The sequence below is a fragment of the Mycobacterium sp. pW045 genome (assembly GCF_041287085.1).
GTDB lineage: Bacteria > Actinomycetota > Actinomycetes > Mycobacteriales > Mycobacteriaceae > Mycobacterium > Mycobacterium algericum_A.
Genome location: NZ_JBGGKU010000002.1, coordinates 359,976 through 379,455, shown reverse-complemented (window position 1 = coordinate 379,455; position 19,480 = coordinate 359,976). Strand labels below are relative to the sequence as shown.

At 68.5% G+C, this 19,480-nt stretch carries 5 protein-coding genes and 1 pseudogene; 1 reads left to right on the top strand and 5 read right to left on the bottom strand.

All coding sequences use genetic code 11. The features are described 5' to 3' along the window. Positions 1-16 precede the first annotated feature (16 nt). The gene (locus ACAG20_RS04160; protein ID WP_370491740.1) at positions 17-331 is read left to right on the top strand and encodes a helix-turn-helix domain-containing protein; all 315 of its coding nucleotides are present in this window, start codon (positions 17-19) and stop codon (positions 329-331) included. Positions 332-353: 22 nt separating this feature from the next. On the opposite strand, the gene ACAG20_RS04155 is transcribed toward ACAG20_RS04160, so the two are convergent. The 5 genes and pseudogenes from ACAG20_RS04155 to ACAG20_RS04135 form a co-directional block, all read right to left on the bottom strand. Beyond that, entirely contained in the window at positions 354-2,342 is a 1,989-nt protein-coding gene (locus ACAG20_RS04155; protein WP_370491621.1) for a hypothetical protein, read from the bottom strand. An 87-nt stretch (positions 2,343-2,429) separates the two neighbouring features. Continuing rightward, complete coding sequence (locus ACAG20_RS04150; RefSeq protein WP_370491620.1) at positions 2,430-6,551, bottom strand: DNA methyltransferase; 4,122 nt, start codon at positions 6,549-6,551, stop codon at positions 2,430-2,432. A gap of 46 nt (positions 6,552-6,597) precedes the next feature. Next, positions 6,598-9,480, bottom strand: coding sequence for a helicase-related protein (locus ACAG20_RS04145; RefSeq protein ID WP_370491619.1), 2,883 nt, complete (start codon positions 9,478-9,480; stop codon positions 6,598-6,600). Continuing rightward, the gene (locus ACAG20_RS04140; RefSeq protein ID WP_370491618.1) at positions 9,480-14,588 is read right to left on the bottom strand and encodes a DEAD/DEAH box helicase; all 5,109 of its coding nucleotides are present in this window, start codon (positions 14,586-14,588) and stop codon (positions 9,480-9,482) included. The genes ACAG20_RS04145 and ACAG20_RS04140 overlap by 1 nt, the downstream gene beginning before the upstream one ends. Before the next feature lie 230 nt (positions 14,589-14,818). Then, a pseudogene (locus ACAG20_RS04135) lies at positions 14,819-19,129 on the bottom strand (HAD-IC family P-type ATPase); the annotation flags it as partial. Between the last annotated feature and the right edge of the window lie 351 nt (positions 19,130-19,480).

Below are 19,480 nucleotides of genomic sequence, written 5' to 3'. Positions count from 1 at the left end.
GAAGGAGGTGAAGGCGATGGGTGTCGCAGACGGGGTGCCCGTTGCTGACCGGCTCAGCGTCGACCTCGCGCGGTCGGAGAACCACCTGATCCGTGAGTTGATCGCCGTGCGCCAACGGCGCGGGCTCAAGCCGGCCGACGTCGCCCGGACGATGGGAGTCGACCGCAGTGCGGTGACGCGCTTCGAGTCTGGGGGAACGAATCCGACGATGGCCACGATCAACCGCTATGCCGAAGCTGTCGGGGCGATGATCCGGTACACGGTCGAAACGGCTGCCGTTCCGCCGGCCTTGCCTGCTTCAATGGTTTCGTCGCGTCCGACGGTGAAGTGATCCGCCCGGTAACACTGTCTGCTCATTCACCGCCTGCTTCAGTTGGTGTTGGGTCTGCGTCATATTTGCTTCGGACGAACAGCGCGTCGACATCGCCCACGGTTCTGATGCGTTCGAATCTTTCGATGTGGTTCGCTCGGTATTCATCCATGTGCGACGAAATCTCGTGGCCGGTCAGTAACGCTCGCATGACTTCATTGAGGCACTGATGGCCCAAGTTGAAGGCGAACGTCGCGACAGATTCACAACCCGCATCGGAAACGGGCCCGCCGTGGATCGCAGAGTTGCGCAGCCGCCTAAGGCGTTTCAAATGCCGGTCGAATCGCTGACCGTATTCCTCAAGTCTTGCATACATGCCTGCCGGTGTGGCTAGCGCAGTTTCAAGCTCCCCAAGCCCGCGTGCCAGCCAATGGTCTGCATAGATCCTTCGCAGGGCACTGACTTCATCGACGGCGCCCCGGACGTGGAAGACATCGTGCGGCCACACGAATCGTTCTAACCGAGACCGAATTTCGAAGAGTTCGCTCTGGGCGGGAGCGCCTGGCCGTCGATCGGGCACGCTGTCAATCGCGCTCCGGATGAAGTAGCTGATGAACTCGACAAACCGAATCCGGGCCTGATCCTTCTTGAGGTAGCTGGAAGCGAAGTCGGCCCAGTTCTTGACCCCGCTGGTGGCCCAGGCGTTTGCGTGCTCGATGGCGCGGACCGCAGTCATGACGACGGCGTGGGGACTTTCGTCGGCCGCCGCTTTGAGGGCTGTGCTCAGTTGGATTGCGGCTTGGAGATCCTGCATGGATTGGGTATCTAGCGGGCGGTCGAAGCGAGACATGTTTTCGATGTCGCGGCCCATCCAATCGTTCTCCGGATAGTACCGTTCAGCAATGTCGTGCTTGGGGCCCCAAGAAAGTCTTGATCGACGTTCTCCGTCGACAAACAGGATCGAGCCATTCAAGATTTTCCAGGTGTCTTTTGCAGCATGGTTGACTGATTTCAGCGCTTCGACGAGGGTTCGCGCCTTCGCTTCAGCCGTGTGCAGCTCGGTATCGGGAAGAACTACCCGTGCATAGGCCATGTTCCAGTCGTTCTCCCACTCAACCTCACCCGCGCGCAAGATAGGTTCGTGTCCTGGAAGGACAGGGTTGAGGAGTTCGGTCGGTGGAGTCCTGAAGTTGTCGGCGAATTCGGGATGCCCGACGCAGGCGCTCAGGTAGGAGGCGTTGTAAAACGCTACCTGACCGTGCGTGACCTCGTGGTGGGGCAGCGAAGTCGGTGCAAGCCGCAGCCAGACGATGCAGTCTCCTCGGTACGGCTCACGCGTGAGGATCCGCTCACAAAGCTGCAGACGCCGCCAGGTCGGGACCCCGGTGGGTTCCCAGTTTGGCGGAAAGACCGGCTTGTGTTCGACCCCAGCTTCGTCGTCCAGCTCTCGCTGCACCGCGCTGGGGGTATCAGTGAGAACCTCTCTCAGGCTGCTGAATAGGCCGAAGCTACCAATGACATCGAGGTTTCGGCCCTGCGCCACCGCGAAGAGGGTGTCACGACGGAACGAGACCTCATCGACGGCCCGGCTCAACCGCTGCGCCGACTTCACCAGGTCTCGCCACGCCGCGATAATCGCTGCGTCGCTACCCAACTCGGTCACAAGCTGTTCCAGAAGGGTGAGTAGATCAGCACGTTTGGCGTTGTCGATGCCGTAGGTGGGGGTTCCATCGGCAGCGATGCTGGAATGCAGCAACGTTCGTAGAGCTGGTTCGATGCAGGTAGTAATCGGCGTAACGACGCCAGTCAGTTTCGGCCCGGTTGCAGCCGCGCTGTCGTGGAAATCGGCGATTACCTGCATCCAGTCGGTGTACTGCACGGACAGGAACTTGCGTCGGTCGGCCACCCAGCTCTTAAGATCGGCGGTTGCGGCGGGCAGCGTCATAACGGCCCCGCTGCTGGTGATCGTCTCCCGGAACCCCAGTTGGACATGGAGTTCTTCAACGTCTCGTTCATGCTGACGAATCAGCATCAGCCGCCCTCGCAGACGTGGTAGGCGTCAAGGCATCTCGAGTCGGTGGCCGATGAAGTCGTCCCTTGGCTGGCGTTTTCAAGGCCATCACCTCCGGATCCGGTTCGAGTGCCGAGGTCCGTGGCCGGCGGGGACATCTGCCAGCGGTTTCCAGCCGACGCCGCCGTTGGCGATTGCGGCGCCCATGCGGTCATAGGCGTCCAGCACCAGGCGGCGGGTGCGGTACTCGCCGAAGTCGCGCTCCTCGTATTTGCGGACGACGAAGAACGAGTCGAGGACGTGCTCGGCCTCGTCGCGGCGCAAGCCGTAGATGTGGAGGAAGGCGGCGTCGAGGTCGGCGCGCAGCAGGGCGCGGCGCTCGGAGTCCCAGCGAAACGGCGGGCCGCTATCGCCGAGGTCTTGGGCGTAGGGCTGTAAACGCCATGAGGTGTAGGAGAGTTCCAGAATGTAGGGGAGGAGCCAGTCGGCGAGGGCGGTGTTGTGGTCCCAGGTTGTCGGTTGGTTGAAGTCGCTGGGTCTGGGCACCGCAACTTGGTTGAGGATGTTGTACGTCATGTGGGTGCCTGCGAGCTTCTGCCGGGCAACGTAATCGAACGTCAGGCTCGACCATGTTGCATGCAGATTCGCGGCATCTGTTATTGCGGGAACGCAGGCAACGGGGAACACGTGCCCGACTGCGGAGAGCGGGAAAACGCAGGGGATCATCGTTCGCATCTGCTCGGCTTTTGTGACGTCGCGCCATCCGAGTAGCCACGACCTATCCCAACGGTCTTCGAGTGCAGCGTCTACTTCTGACCGCTTGACCCAATACCGTGCGAGGGGTTCGAGATCTGAGTCGTCATGTTGGTGATCAGTCAACCGTGGCAGCGCACGAAGATTCAACTGGGCTTGGGTTGCGTCCTTGTAGGTGGAGAAGCGGTGGTCGAAGTGGCTGAGCATCTTCGCCTCGTACAGCGGCACGTATTCGACGCCGTCCCGCTCGTAGGACCAGCCGTTGAAGGTGGCGTCGGTGAGGTCGTCGGGCTGGTGGAACAGTCCGGCATCGTTCGCCATGTCGAACATTCGCATGAACGACAGGTCCCAGGGGTTGCCGTGGGAGTCGTTGTCGCGGATTAGTACGGGGTGGCGGGAGTAGATGCCGAGGGTGATGTCGGCGTCGACCCGGGTGCGAAACATCGGCAGAGTTCCGGTGTTCGGGTTGAGGGCGAGAACTTCAGCGGCCGCCAGCTCGAATCGCTTGTCGGGAACGTCGGAAATGTGGCGGTTGAGGAAGGCGAACTTGGTGCGCTGTGTCGGCCGTTGGGTTCCCGTCATGGCGGTGACTGCGAACCGGTACGCGTGGTGGACGTCACGGAAGATTTTGGCCTCATTGTCGAAGTCGTAGAACGCGTACAGCCGGTGGCTGCTGAGGGTGTCTCGGAAGAAGTCGGAGGTGGTCTTGTCGGTCGCCAGCCCGGTCGGGGTGATGATGCCTGCCGCGCCTTGCGGGCCGGTGGCGGTGCGCATGTTCTCGGCGAACACGCTGTAGGTGTTGACATCGCCACACCCGGTCAGGGGATAGCGGCCGCTTTTGAGTAACAGGTGTGCGGTGCCGTCGGATTGGCGCAGCGCCGCTCGGTAGCTGCGGTACAGACCGGGGTCGATGTCGGCGAGCTGCTCGATCATCTTCTTGCGGATCGCCGCGGTCGCCGCACCTTCGATGTCGGAACGCCCGGCGCTACCGAAGAACTCCTTGTCCTGGATCTTCACCCGCTCCCACGGCGGGTTGCCCACCACACATGAGAAGCCGCCACTCCACCCTGTGGCAGCTTCGGCACCACCATCGTCGGACACGGTGAAGATGCCGGGGAACTCCAGATGCCAGTGAAAGAACCGGTATTGGCGGGCCAGATCATCGACCATCCGGGTAACGATGTCCGGCACCGATTCCGGATTCTCCGCCAGCGCCCGCAAAGTCGCGTGCGTGATACCCGGCCCCGAGGTCATGGCCCCGGTCTTGGGTTGCACGAACGCCGCGCACCAGGCGTCGGCGACGCGTTTGGCGGCAATCAGTTCGGGGTCTTCTTCGAGCCGGCGCCAGGCGTCGGCGCGGGCCCGCATCGCCGCGACCGAGGCGGCGTGGCCCGCGTCGGCGTCCAGCGCGGCCTTGGTCAGCCGGCCGGTGGCCACATCGAGGGTGTCGGTGCCCAACGCCAGGGTGAGCTGGTCGTCGGATTGGCGTTCGGACTTGTTGCGGGCCTTGAGTTTCTTGCTCCAGTTGGGGTCGTCGTCGCCGAGTGCGACGAATGCGGTGTCGGGGATGTTGTGGCGCAGCAGCTCGGGGGTGGTGCCCAGCAGCGTGTTGCCGACCCGGAAATGCGCGTCGAGGAAGGGGAACGGCCGGTCCGGGTCGAAGGCCTCCAGCCAGAGCGCGACCTTGGTGATCTCGATGGCCAGGTCGTTGAGGTCCACCCCGTACACGCAGCGTTCGATGACGTCGGCGGTGGCCGCGCGCAGCTCGGCCGGGCTCGGCTCGGTCTCCTCGGTGCGCACCGTGGCCAGCGCGGCGGCGATGCGCCGGGCCGCGGCGACGACGAAATGCCCGCTGCCGCACGCCGGGTCGACCACGGTCAGCTCCAGCAGGGCCTGCTGCGGGTCGGGGCTGGTTACCGCCTCGGCGATCAGCGGGTCGAGGGCTTCGTCGAGAACCAGCGCGATCAGCGCGGAGGGGGTGTAGTAGGAGCCGGACTTCTTGCGGTCGCTGCCGGTCGCGATGTCCAGGGTGAAGGTGCGGTCGTCGGCGTGGTACCGCGGGGTGTAGGCCAGCAGGCCTTCGTACATGCCGCCGAGTTCCTCGCTGTCGAGGTTGCGGTAGTCCACCCGGCGGGGCGTCCCGGTGACCGGGTCGTCGATCTGCGCCAGGGCGCGCACCGCGGCCAGCAGGTTGCGGTTGGGCAGCACCGCGCCGTGCAGGACGGCCAGTGCGTCGCGGCTGAACATACTCGCGCCCAAGCCAGGCAACCCCAGTTGCGGCAGGCCGTCACCGGCCAGGGCGTCGGTGACGATCCGGTGGGCCTCCCACAGGTCGGTGTGCCAGCCGCCGATCGGCTCGCCGGCCAGGCGGCGCAGCCGGGCGGTGGAGAAGTAGTCGGTGTAGAGCCGGCGGGCCGGCTCTGAGGCGTCGGCGGGGTGCAGCAGGTCGCGGTCTTCGACGACGAACAGCACGATCAGCCGGTAGGCGATGTGTAGCAGGGCGCGGTGCAGATCCTTATCGGCGTCGGCCGCGGCGGCCAGGGTGTCGCGCAGCGCGGTGTTGGCGGGATGGGAGACGAAGCCGGTGCCTAACTCCTGCAGGGCGAGCGCCACGCCGTCGCGCAGGTTCAGCAGGGCGCGGGCGCCGTCGTCGATGGCCGTGGTGCGCCACCGTTCCAGCAGGCAGTTGTCCAGCTTGGGATCGGCCTGCTCAAGCTCGGCGTCCTCGCCGTCGTCGGGCTCCTCAGCGGCCTGCCGTGCTGCCTTGGCGGTCTTCTCGTCGAGCCGGGGTGCGAACCGGCTGGCGTGCAGGGTCAAAAACAGCACCCGGAAATCCGCGTAGAGCTGGTCGGTGAAGATCGCGTCCAGGTCGAACTCGACGAACGACTGGCGGGTGAGCGCCGAGGCGTCGCGCAGCAGCCGCAGCACCCGCCCGTTGGACAGCACCCCCCACAGGGCGCGGTCTTCGCGGTTGAGGTAGTCCTGCAGCATGGCCTGCGGGGCGCGGGCGGTCACCGACGGGGTCTTGGTGTCCAAGTCGACGCCGGCACCCAGCAGGTGCAGCGGGGCCCACGCCGCCGCATTGGCGGCATCCGGCCACGACACCCGGTGGGAGATCGGGAAGTGCGGGGCCTCGGTCTCGCCCAGCCCCGGCGGCACCGCCAGCCCGCCGCTCACCGCCTCGGGGCGGCCCCAGCCGAGCTCGTAGAGCAGCGGCAGCAGCCACTTGTCGCGGGTGAGTTTGGTGGCCGGGTCATTGTCGGGCAGTTTCGCCAGCGCGGCATGCCAATTGGCGTGGGCGCCCAGCATGGCCTCCCACGCGCGGGCGATCGCGGCGTTGATCGCCATGCCCGGTGGCAGCTGGTAGGCGTCGGCGCTTTGTCCGGGTAGTCGCAGCTCGTTGGCCCGCGGGATCGCCTCGGCAGGCAAAGCGGTGCCGACGGTGCGGACCGCGCGGAACACCGATGCGGTACTCATGCGCCGCTCCTCCTCATCGCTGCGCTCTGCATCGTCGCCGGCGGACTCATCTCGAACTCCCGTCGGGCAGAAAGACGTACACACCGAGCACATCGGCGGGTGGCAGGAACTTCACCCGGGGGGTTTTGCCGCCGGCCTTTGCGGCGGCTCGCACCGCCTGATGCTCGGACACCAGTGCTGCCGCGGCGTCGGTGCCGGTCGTGGCGAGATGCTCAGCCAGGGCGGGCAGCCGGTCCAGGGCACGTCCCAACTGGTGGCGGGCCAGGGTGTCGTCGACGTTGCCGGACGGGCTCAGCGTCAGCAGGGCGTCGACCTCGGGTTGCGGCAGCCAGGTCAGCGTCTCCCCGCTGGCGGTGAACGCCACGAACCGCGCTTCCTCGGCGACCTGGGTGATGGTGGCCGCCGCGCCGGGCAGGGTGATCTCCAACCGGTGGCGCACCATCAGCAGGGTGGTCACCTTGGCGACGCCGCCGGTGCGCATCACCCCGGCGCGTCGGGCCGGGCGGGCCGCCGTATCCAACCGGGCATCCAATGCGGCGTCCAGCACGTAGCGCGACAGCGCCTCCACCGCGGTGTCGGTGCGGGTCAACACGTGGTGGCCGGGCGGCACCGGCAGGGACCGGTGAAAGGCCAGTGTCGCATTCTTGGTGGGCGGCAATTGGTCTCGCACCGCGGCGGGCAGGGTGTCGATGCGGGCGGTGAACCCGTCGGTGGTGTCGCTGATCGGCGCCCCCAGCAGCGACAACGCGGTGCGGGTGAACGACTCCACGTCGGCCGGCCCGCCGAGTGCGCGGCGGACCTCGACCAGCGCCTGCTCGACGGTGTCGGGTTTGAGCCCGGCCTGGCGGAACCGTGACCGGGATGCCTTCTCCCGTTCGGCGGCATCGGTCCAGGCGACCTCGACCTGCTCGGCCAGCGAGGCGGAGGTGGCCGCAGCGAAGTCCAAGGTGAGCTGTTCGGCGTCCTTGCCGCGCAGCAACAGCGACTCCCAGATCGCCTTCATCACGGTGGCCGAGTCGACCGGGATCGGCACCGACACCCCGATGCTGCGTTTGATGTGCTCGTGGCGGCGGATCAACACCTGCAGCACGATGCCGTCGATGCCGTTGTCCTCGCCGTAGTAGGTGACGGTGCGCACCACCGGGGCCTGCTGACCGAACCGGTCGACGCGGCCCTCCCGCTGTTCGTGGCGGGTCGGGTTCCAGGCCAGGTCGTAGTGCACGACGGCGGTGAATCCGTCTTGCAGGTTGACGCCTTCCGACAGGCAGTCGGTGGCGATCAGCAGCCGCGGGCCATCATGGGCCGTCAGCGCCGTGACCCGGTCCTCGCGCTCCTCCGGCGGCAGCGTGCCGCTCACCACCTCGATCCTAAGCCCGCCCACCTTGGCCAGGGCGGCACCCAGGTGCTCACCGAGATAGTCGGCGGTGGGGATGAAGCGGCAGAACACGATCGGGTGAAACCCGTCGGCGAGCAGGTCTTTGAGCAGCGAAATGGCCCGTTTGAGTTTGGCGTCGCTGCGCGGTCCCTTGAGGGCGTCCGCTGCGGCAGCCAACTCCCGCAGCCGCTTTCGGGCGCCGGCGTCGGGGCTGTCGTCGGTGGCACTGGTGTCCGAGCCGACGGTGACGTCTTCGGCCTCGGTCGTGTCATCGAGATCGGAGTCCAACACGCGGGGTTCGGCGTAGGCGTCGACGAGGCTCGCGTCGTCGGATTCGGCTGCGGTGGCGGCCACCGCAGATCGGTTGAGCAAAGTCTGTTGGGCGGCGGCCGGGCTGGAGGCCAGGCAGCGCAACAGTGCGATGGCCGACCACCAGCGGACCCGCTGGCGAACCGCGGACAGCTTCGGGTCGGTGACCTGTTCGCGGACGTAGTCCATCACGTCGTCGAACAGTGCGCGGTAGCCGGCGGTGAGCTTGTAGGCGGTTTCACCGGTCTCTCGCTGCGGGAACGGGGTGTCCTCGTCCAGGTATTCGCGGATATCGGCGCGTCGACGCTGGATCATGAACTGCGCCAGCAGCTTCCGGTCGTCCTCGCGGTCCTTGCCGGACAGGTCCGCCGGCAGCTCACCCAGGCGGTTGTCGAGCAGCCCGATCAGGGACTGCCAGGCGGTGTCATCGCCGCTGTGTGGAGTCGCGGTCAGCAGCAGCAAATGGCGAGCCGGGTCGTCGGCGAGCCTGCGCAGCAGCATGTTGCGCAGATGCGCCTGGGTGCCGTGGCCTGTCCCGGCAGAGGGCACGCAGGTGTGGGCCTCATCCACGATCACCAATTCCGGGCAGTGCAGCGCGAATTCGTCGCGGCGGGTCTTCTGTTTGATGAAGTCGGTGGAGATCACCAGGTGCGGATAGTGCTGGTAGAGATTCGAGCCGAACGGGACGCTGCGGGATAGCCGGTTGACCGTCGACGGCAGCAACAGGTGGGCGTCGATGCCGAACTTGTGTCGCAGCTCGCTCTGCCACTGCGGCGCCAGTTGCGGCGAGCAGAGCACCACCATCCGCTGCGCGTCACCGGTGGCCAGCAGCTCCGCGGCGATCAGTCCGGCCTCCACCGTTTTGCCGATGCCGACCGCGTCGGCGATCAACAGCCGCACCGTGTCCTGACGGGCCGCCATCAGCAGCGGCACCAACTGATAGTTGCGGGGGGTGACCGCCAGCCGGGCGAACGAGCGGAACGGGCCGCCGCCGGCGGAAAACGACAGCCGCAGCGCGTCTCGCAGCAGCCGGGCCCGGGTGGCGTCACCGCGGTCCTCGACGGTGGGTGGATCGAAGGTTGCCGCTGCGAAGTCGTCGATCCCGGGCAACAGCACGGTTGTCTCGTCCTCGTGACCGCCGAGGGGACGGACCAGCAGTGCCCCATCGGGGGAGCCCGGCAGCACCAGCCAGTCACGGCCGCGCGCCGTGACCAACGCGCCGGCAGGGAAGTCCAGGGTCGTCATCAGATCGCTTTCGGGGAACCGAAGATGTCGGTCTTCTCGGCGAAGGTCTTGAGCCAGCCCGCATCGGCGTCCTGATAGCCGAATCGCAATACCAGCCAACCCGCTTCGTCTTCGAGCTTCATCCGCGCCTGCTCGTCCTTCTGGTGTTGGTATGCGGAATCATGAACGGGCCCGTCGATGAAGACCGCCACATCCATTCCGGCGTTGTGGTAGGCGAAATCGGGCCGCACGTAGTAGCCGTCGACGATCTGCTGGGCATCGTCGGGCAGCCGATAGCCGTGCTCGTCGAGCAGGGTGAGGAACCTGCGCTCCAGTTCGCTGTCGCAGGCTTGCGTGAGCTTTGCCAAGTGCTCGGAGCGTTCCTCGCCGCCGGCTCCGACGGCGATGGTCGCCGTGGCGAGCTGCCGCAGCAGTTCGGTGACACAGTGCCGGTCCAGGTGCTGGTGATCCCACTGGTTGGCATACGACAGCAGGCAGTCGTAGCAGGCCTGCGCACAATCCTCGGTGGCGTGCGGTGCGCGTTTGCGGTCTTCGCCGGTGTCGGGGTCGAAGTGCAGGATCTCCAATGCTTTTCGGGCCACCTGGCGCAACTGGCCGTCCTCGGTGGCCAGCCGGCGCAGGACCCCGGCACCACCTTCGGCGGCCTCGAAGAACAACAGCCGTGACCAGGCGTCATCGCCGGTGTTGCTTGGCAAGGCCTCAGCCGCCAGCTCGCTGTCCTCCAGTTGGTACACGGTCTCGATGCCGCGTTTGAGGGCGTAGGCGGCGGCCATGCGCTGCTCGGTCGGGATCGACGGATCCAGGTGCAGCAGCAGGGCGTTGCGGTGGTCCTCGACGTGCGGGATCACCCGCTGGTAGCGCGGCGCTTCCCCGTGGACGTTGCGGGCCAGGTCCGCCTCGCTGCACCAGCGGCCGTCCACGGTGTCCAGGACGTGGCCCCGAACGTCCTTGTCCTTGCGGCGACGCAGCCCGACGTTCATCCGCCGGATCAGGGCGGTGTCACCATAGGTCATCGTGCCCAGTTGGCTGCCGTCTGCGCTGATCGTGCTGGTGAGCTGCCCGGCACGCTCGCCGTGCGGCACGAACCGGATGCTGGTGACGATCTCATGCCCGGCACGCTGGCGCTCTTCCTCGTCGGCGCTGATCCGGTCTCGGCGGCGGGTCTTGACCGACAGCAGCCGCATCATGTTGGACATGGTGTCCAGCGACGCACTGCCGCAGTGCTGGCATAGGTCCACCGTGGTCGAGTCGTGCAGATAGCCGCAGGCTCCGCAGCGTTTGATCTCGGTGATGGAGACCCCGGTGCCGTCCTCGCGGGCGGGCAGGCTGACCCGGGTCACCTGGTAGCGGGCGCCCTCGTGGTAGATGAACGCGCCGGGCCCGAATTCGCTGATCGCGATGAACCGCGGACGCTGGATGAAGTCGCCCTCACCGTTGCGGGTGCGCCGCTCGGCGGGGATAAACGCCGACAGCGGCAGTCGCGGGAACGAATAGCCGGGCAGGAACCCTTCAGAGGCGAAATACCGGTAGGTGTAGAAGTCGCCCTGCATGATGTCGTCGACCTGGCCTTTGAGCAGGTCGAGCGCGGCGCGAGCCTCCGAAATCCGGCCGCGCGCACGCTGTTTCGAGGCCTCCGAGGCGCCGATGGTCTTCAGGGTGGTGTTGGCGTTGTCCAGTTCGGTCTGCGCGTCGCGGTACAAGCCGCGCCAGCGGTCCGCGGCGCTGTTGAACCGTGCGGGGGCACGCTCGACGGTCTCGGTGACCCAGCTGGGCGACCACCACTGCGCGGTCGTGACCTCGGTAGTGGCGGACAGCACCTGCGTGATCGCCGCGATGGCTGCGGTGCGGCTGGCGGCGGACTCGATGGTCGCCAGCACTTCGGGGCGCAGCGGCTGGCCGGGCTGGTCGATGTCGAGTAGGTCGACCATGCTGACCTTGAGGTCCAGCCCGCATTTCACCAGCCAGATGGCGTGCGCGTGGGCGCGCACCAGATCTTGGTTGCCCAACTCCAGCCGAGGCGGTGCGACGGCCCCGGCGACCATGTCCTGGCTGCGCCGGAAGTAGTAGGCGTCGTGGGCGTTTCCGGTGGCACAGTAGGTCAGCGCGATCGCCGGTTGCCCCGACCGTCCGGCGCGACCCGAGCGCTGGGCGTAGTTGGCCGGGGTGGGCGGGACGTTGCGCATGCCGACCACATTGAGGCTGTTGATGTCGACACCGAGTTCCATGGTGGGCGAGCAGTACAGCACGGGAAGCCGGGCGGCGCTGAACTCGTCCTCGCGCTTCTGCCGCTTGGCCGGTTCCACCTGGGCGGTATGCTCGCGGGCTTCCAACCCGACCAGCGCCTGCGCGGTTTCGGCGTACAGGTCGCGGAAGTACGGATTGACCCGGCCTTGAGCCTGGTTGCCGCGCAGCGGATCCGGTGCGCGGCGCTCGCCGGTACCTGGATGCCATTCGATGAGATCGGCGCGGACCCGATATCCGGTCGGGCGTTTCGGGACTTTGACGCGCGCCAGGATTCCGGCCGTGGCCAGGGTCTCCATCAGCGCTTCGATGATCAACTGGGCGTCGTCGGTCTTGATCGGATGCGGGTGCCCGGGGAAGCGGTTGGGGCGTCGCAGCCAGCGTCCGTAGGCACCCAGCCCGGACAGGTAGAGGTCGGCCCCCGTTCCCGCCGTCTTCGGCCGGCCGCCCGGGTAGGCGGTGCCGCTGTAGGTGCCGGTCTCCTCGGAGATCGCCCACGGATCCTTCAGCCACTCCCGGCTGGTACGGCGCATGCCGTCGAACTTGTCCTCGGTGAGGAACTCGGTTTCGATGCACAGGTTTCGCCGCAGCTCGTCGAGCAGCACATGCATCAGATCGCGGCGCACCGCGGGGTCGGAACTTGCCAGCGGCTCACCGCGGCTCGACCACTTGGATTCGTCGGCGGCCAGTGCGTCCAGGCCGTCGTAGGCCAGCCGGAGTTGACCGGTCTGCTCCAGGTTGGGCATGGTGATGCGCCAACCGCGTTTAAGGTCGGCCCACAGCCGGTAGCTGACCACATCGCGCAGGGCTCGGGCGATCTTCTTACGCGGGACCGGTTCGTCGGCGGTGTCCTCGTCGCGGGCGAAAAACTTCAGACCGGTGCCGCCGAGCGCGGTGACCACCTTCGGGCCGAGATCCTCGTCGGTGAGCGGACCCCCGTGATCACGGGCGGCGCGGTACAACGCCGACCGGATGAGTCCAACCAGCACGAAGTCATTGAAATGGCCGGCCTGCAGGCTGGCGTCCTGTCGATTGTCGCTGAATGCCAGGAACTTACGGGCGACGTCGTCGAGGTCGGTTTCCTGGCGCAGGGCGCGAACCACCGACTGTGACAACACCGTGACCGCGCTGGCGCGCCCCTCGGTGCCCAGACTGGCGACCCGGGAGAACTCCGACTGGCGGACGCTTTCATAGCTGGTCTTGCACGACGGGCAGAAGTGCAGCTGTTCGAAGAACGCGACCGGCATGCCGTCGTCGGTGATCGTGCCGTATTCATCGACCCGCAGCGAGGCGGGAAGCTTTGATTCCCTGGCCTTGTCGAGGGCCCGGCCCGATCCGGTGTCGACGACCCAGTCGTCGGGCACCAGGTCAAGCAGCGCGGGGTCGCGCGCATCGGGCCACCGAGTCTCGGTGATGAACAGCAGTCCCTCGGCGTCGGGCTCCTCGGCCAGATCAGATCGAAGGGTGCGCGGGCTGAAGCTCTCCCGCCCGCGCTCCAGATTGACAACCAGGAAGTCTTGGCCGCATTCGCGGCAGAATGCCAGCGGGAACAGCGGCTGTCCCAGCGGGCGGCCCGGTGCGCTGCGCTGATACTGCGTGGTCAGGTGCCGGGCGGCGGGCGGCTCCAGTGTGGTGTAGACGGTGTCGCCCTTGCCGATGAACTGGTGCAATTTGAACGCGAACAGGGTGCGGCCCTGGCTGTCGCGGGCCCGGGATCCGGCGAGCAGCAGCTCCTGCAGCTTCGCGTGGCAGATCTGCTGATCGACCCCGGTGTCGGTACTCAGCTGCTTGGCGGCGTCGGTGAGTTTGGACGGATGGCGGCGGGTGAGGTTGCCTTCGTCGTCGTATCGCAGGCCGAAGTGCTGCTCGGTCCAGACCGCCAGTGGGTCGGCCCGCAGCTGTTCCCATGCTGATGGGGTGGGCGCGCTGAGCCTGTCTTGCAGCGCCGTCGTTTCAGCGTCTCCGGTTGTCGCGCGGCGCAGGGTCTCGCCGACGATATTGACGGCGGGGATCTGCACGCCGAAGATCCGGGTCGCCAGCTCCGCGACCTCTTGCCGCTGTTCGGCTTTGGTGCCCGGGCCGGCGAGTGTCGCACTGGTGCCGATGCATTGGATGCTCGAGCGGGTGATCGCCCCGCGCAGCCGGCGCACTAACATCGCCACATCGGCGCCTTGGCGGCCGCGGTAGGTGTGCAACTCGTCGAGCACCAGGAACGACAGATTCTCAGCGCTTGCGATCAACGCCTGACGCTCCCGCGGGCGGGTGAGCATCAGCTCGAGCATGACGTAGTTGGTCAGCAGGATGTCCGGTGGAGACTTCAGCGTCTCCTCTCGCTCAGCCCTGCCTTCCTGCCCGGTGTAGCGGGCGAAGGTCACCTTCGGGTTGGTCTCGCCGAGGAACTTCTCCAACTCGTTGAACTGGCTATTCGCCAGCGCGTTCATCGGATAGACGATGATGGCGCGCACGCCCTTGCCCGAGCCTTCCCGCAGCACCCGATCCACGATCGGCACGATGTAGGCCATCGACTTGCCCGACCCGGTACCGGTGGTCAGTACATAGGACTCGCCCCGGTTGGCGATTTCGAAGGCGTCGGCTTGGTGGCGGTGGAAGGTGATGGGTTGGCCGGTCGGAGTTCGAAAGATGCCCTCGGCGTCGGGGTGCAGGACTTGGCGATCGATCAGATCACCCACGGTGCCGCCCGATTCGAATGCTGGGTTCAGTGCCAGCCATGGTTCCGGCCAGAGCAGCCCATCGGCGATCTCTGATTCGACCTTCGTCCGGATCTGGGCGTCCTGGATCTCCAGAAAGCCCGCGACGAAGTTTTGGTAGTCATCCAGAACCTCGCCCAGAACGCCGAACGCGTCCACCAGACCTCCCGCGAAAACACCGGACCCACGATTGAGCCGACCATACTGGCCGCGTCCGACAAGTGGAACGCTAGTTCAATTTTTGTGGCTAAGTTGCCTAAAGATGGATACCGGTCAACGGTTCTCAGGACCGTATTCCCGAAGACGGGCCGCACCGCTGCCGACGGAAGCTCGTCGATAACGCCGCTGCGACTGTATATCCGTCGGCCCGGCGCCCGGGATGACCCGCGCTAACGCGGATCGGTGTCGGCGATCCCGATCGTGTTCGCCACCACGGTCGGCGCCAACACCGACAGGACGGTGGCCGCGCCGGTGGCGGCGCCCACTCCGGCCCAGGCCACCGGACCCAGCGGTGTGCATCCGAAGAACTGGCTGACACCCGGGGTCTGGACGATTCCGACCAGCACCACCGCGCTGCCCAGTGCGGTCGCCACCACCAGTGGGCTGTGCCGCCGCGTCAACAGCGTCTGCACCAGCTGCGTTCCCACCAGTGCGGTCAATCCCATTGTCGCCGTGCGTCGCTGCGTGCCCGGCGTCCACCGCCCGATCGCCCAGGCGCCGGTCGCGCCGGCGGCGGTGATCGCGCCGCGGGTGATGATGTGGCGCATCAGCGAGGTGTCCAGCGACGGCGCCGGCGCGGACAGGATCGCCCGCTGGTGGGCGCGTTCGGCCTCCTCCTCCGCCCGGTCGGGTTCCTCATCTTCGTCGGGTTGCGGGTACTGCGGGGTGACGGCCACCGCCAACGCTGGGAACATGTCGGTGAGCAGGTTGACCAGTAGCAGCTGCCGGGTGCCCACGGGCGCCCGCCCGGATCCCAGCGCGGTCCCGATGATCGTGAACAGCACCTCGCCGACGTTGCCGCCGACCAGGACGCCGACCGCATCGCGCACCCCGGTCCACATGCCGCGGCCCTCCACCAGAGCGTCGAGCAGCACCCCCAGATCATCCTCGGTGAGCACGATGTCGGCCGCGCCGCGCGCCGCCGACGAGCCGCGGCCGCTGACGCCGACCCCCACGTCGGCCATCCGGATCGCCGCGGCGTCGTTGGCGCCGTCGCCGACCATCGCGGTGACCTGCCCGCTGCGCTGCAGCGCGGCGACGATCTGCACTTTCTGCTCGGGGGTGACCCGGGCGAAGATCTGCGCGCCGGCGGCCAGGTTGGTGAACCCCTCCTCGTCGAGCACCGCCAGCTCGGCCCCGGTGACCTCCGGGGCGTCCGGCGGCAGGCCCAACTGCCGGGCGATCGCCCGTGCGGTGACCGGATGGTCGCCGGTGATCAGCACCACCTTGTGGTTGACCTCGACCAGCGCCTCGATCAGCGGCCGCGCCGAGGGCCGCAGTGTGTCGGCCAGCCCGACGAAGCCGAGCAGCTCCAACTCGTGCGCGGCGGCGTCGACGGCGTCGGCGTCGGTGGACTCCTCGGCGGTCGGTAGGTCCCAGCGGCGCTGAGCCACCGCGAGCACACGCAACCCCTGCTCGGCCAGGTGCGACACCAGCGCCTCGGCCCGTTCGTAGTCGCCGTCGGGGTCGGCGAACCGACAGCGCGGCAAGATGACCTCCGGGGCGCCCTTGAGCAGCAGCATCGGGCGATCGGTATCGGTTCGCCCGATGGTGGCGGCGTAGCCGCGGCTGGACTCGAAGGGCACCTCGGCCAGCACCGTCCATGCCGAATCAGCCTCTTCGGCTACGGAGGCCGCCGCGGTGAGAATGGCCTCATCGGTGGCGTGGGCGTGGCCCTGGCCGTCGCGCGGCTGCGTGCACGCCCGCGCTGCGGCCCGCAGCGTCCGGGTGTCCAGGCGGCCGGTGTCGTCGGCGGTGGCCGTCGGCGGCACGGAACGCACCACCTTGAGGCGGTTCTCGGTCAGGGTGCCGGTTTTGTCGAAACATACCGTGTCGATGCGGCCCAGCGCCTCCACGGCGCGCGGCGTGCGCACCAGCACCCCGTGTTTGGACAGCCGCTGGGCGGCGGCCAGCTGGGCCAGGGTCGCCACCAGCGGCAGACCCTCGGGAACGGCCGCCACCGCGATCGCCACCCCGTCGGCGACCGCCTGGCGCAGCGATGCGCGGTGCAGCAGCGCCAAGCCGGTCACCGCGGCGCCGCCCGCCAGCGTCAGCGGCAGCACCTTGGCGGTCAGCTCGCGCAGCCGGGCCTGCACCCCGGCAGCGGTGTCGACGTCGGCGATCGCCGAAAGCGCCCGGCGCGCAGCGGTGCCCGCACCGGTGGCGACCACGATCGCCCGGGCGTGGCCGGCGACGATCGCGGAGCCCTCGAACAGCATGCTGGCCCGTTCGGGGTCGCCGACGGCGACCGCGTCGACCTGCTTGTCCACCGGCAGCGACTCACCGGTGAGCAGCGACTCGTCGACCTCGAGGTCCTCGGCGGTCAGCAGCCGCGCATCAGCAGGCACCACATCGGGGGCGGCCAGGTCGATGACGTCGCCCGGGCGAAGTGATTTCGCGGTCAGTGTGACCGTGCGCCGGCCATGGCGGGCCGCATCCAGGCGGCGCTGGGTCGTTGCGACCGGCGGCAGCACCACTCGGCGGGCCAGCGTGTCCTGCTCGGCGAAGAGTTCGGCGACCGCCGCTTCGGCGCGTAGCCGCTGCGCCCCGCCGACCAGGGCGTTGGCGGCCATCACGCCGGCGACCAGCAGAGCATCGATGTTGCTGCCGAAGATCGCCGACGCCGCCGCGCCGACCGCCAGGATCGGGGTCAGCGGATCGGCGAGCTCTTCGCGAGTGGCGATCAGCAGCTTGCCCACCCGGGTGGCCGGGCCGCGCAGCGGTGCCAACACCGGGTGATCGACGATGTCCTCCAGGGTGCGGCGCCAGATCGGGGCACCGATCTCGACGGCCAGCGGCCGCGCCGAGCCGGTCAGCCGGGAGTAGACGATCTCGGGGTCCAGCGCATGCCAGGCGGTCAACGGCTGCGGAGTGGGGTCGGGCTGGCGCAGCACCTTGCGCGCCGACAGGGTGCCGGTGACCAGGGCGGCTGCCCCGGCGGCGTTGACCGGGTTGAGCCAGCGCCGCAGCGCCAACGGACCGGGTGTGCCGCGCGGGTCGCCGGCGACCAGCAGCAGCCCGGCTAGGGTGCTGCCGCCCTGGGCGAGCCGCACCGCGGATTGGCTGGCGTGCCGGGCCACCGGCAGCGCCGACAGGATCCGCACCGCGGCGGCCAGGTCGGTGCCGGTGATGATGTCGGCGCTCCACGGGGTGGCCGCCTGCGGGTCGTCGAGCGCCACCCCGACGTCGGCGATGGCCAGCGCGGCCAGCGTGTCGGTGGAGGCGAAGTCGCGGTGCAGCGCGGTGATCAGCAGCACCGGCCCGCGGTCGGCGCGCAGCTCCCGGACCAGCTTCAACAACGGCGTGCCGGGGGGATGGCTGGCCGCGACGCTGCCGGTCAGATCCTGGGTTCCGGCCACATGGCGCAGCACCACCCGCGCCCCGGTGCGGTGCGCGGTCTGCAGCAGTGGCACCGCGAACGGGTCGACCTCCCAGCCGACCTTGACCCGGCCGACGGTCTCGCCGTCGACGACCAGATCGGCGCGCTCCAGCCCCTGTACCGGCGCCGCCGACGGCTGGGCGCGGACCCAGCGCAGCCGGGCGCCGGTGGCCGGCAGCTCGTCGGGGTCGGGGTCGGGGGCCTGCTCGCCGTGGAGCAGGGCGTCGGCGACCTCGTAGACGCGGTCCTCGTCCCAGCCGGGCAGGTCGCCGCGGGCGTGCAGCACCGCGCGGACGTCCCCGCGCAGCGCCGCCCCGTCGATGACGATCACCTTCACCCGGTCCAGCCGGCGCAGCGCGCCCGGATCCAACACCAGCTGCCCGGCGTCGGCCAGGCCACGCCCGAGCACCGCGCCGAACGCCTGCCGGCCTAGGTAGGCGCCCTTCGGGACCCCGGCCAGCACCGCGCCGGCGGCCTCGTCGGCGCCCCCGCCGGCCAGCAGCGCGCCCGCGGCGGCGATCAGCGAGGCGTTGGCGGCCTGGTCGGCGTATTCCTCCACCGGCCCCGACATCGACCCCTTGGCGGTGTCGATGGCCGAGTCGATGGCGCCGTCGACCACCACGTGTGAGGCCTCCCCGGCCGCGGTGGCCGCCGAGTTGTGCCGGGCGGCCTGCGAGCCGGCCCCGGCCGAGGAGATGATCGGAACCACCGCGGCCTGCGGTCGCCGCGGCGACGCCAGCTGCCGTTCCCGGTTCTCCCAGCGGCGGCGGTGGGCGGCGGCCTCGGAGATCTGCAGGCCGCGCTGGGCCAGATCCACCAGCGGGGTGCCGACCGCCTGGGTGAGCCCATTGGTGACGGCGGTGGAGGCGGCCAGCGCCAGATCGGTGCCGACCCGGCCGAGCCGCGATTCCAGCATCGACACGATGCGCGGCTGGTTGCTGACGACGGCGGCGGCGCCGCGGGCCGCCAGCGGCGCGACCGGTAGCCTGCCCACCCAGCCGGTCACCGCGGCGCCGATGGCCACCACGTCCATCGCGGCCGCGGTCAGCGGCACCAGCAGCGCCAGCGGGTTTCCCGGATCGGCGAACGGCGCGGTGCGCGGTGCCGATTGCGCACGCGGGCGGCCCAGCTCCCGGGTTACCTCGGTCACGGTGTCGCAGACGGCGCCCAGCACCCGGTCGCTGTCGGCGCCTGGGGCCAGGTCGACCACCAACCGGCCCAGCGCACCCTCGATGTGGGCGCTGGCCACGCCGGGAATGTTGCGGACCGGCTGCTCGACGGTGTCGGCGTGCTCGTACCAGCGCGAGAACGGCAGCAGCCGATCCAGGTCCAGGTGCACGCGGCGCCCGCTGCGCCAGCGCACCGGCAGCGCTGTCCCGGTGCCGGAGTCGCCCAGCAACCGCCCGGCGGTCTGGCTGACCGTCTCGACCACCGGGCCGAGGATCGTCTGCAT

Coding starts and splice junctions, on each gene's coding strand:
- ACAG20_RS04160 (WP_370491740.1), top strand. CDS start 17: ATGGGTGTCGCAGACGGGGTGCCCGTTGCTGACCGGCTCAGCGTCGAC.
- ACAG20_RS04155 (WP_370491621.1), bottom strand. CDS start 2,342: ATGCTGATTCGTCAGCATGAACGAGACGTTGAAGAACTCCATGTCCAA.
- ACAG20_RS04150 (WP_370491620.1), bottom strand. CDS start 6,551: ATGAGTACCGCATCGGTGTTCCGCGCGGTCCGCACCGTCGGCACCGCT.
- ACAG20_RS04145 (WP_370491619.1), bottom strand. CDS start 9,480: ATGACGACCCTGGACTTCCCTGCCGGCGCGTTGGTCACGGCGCGCGGC.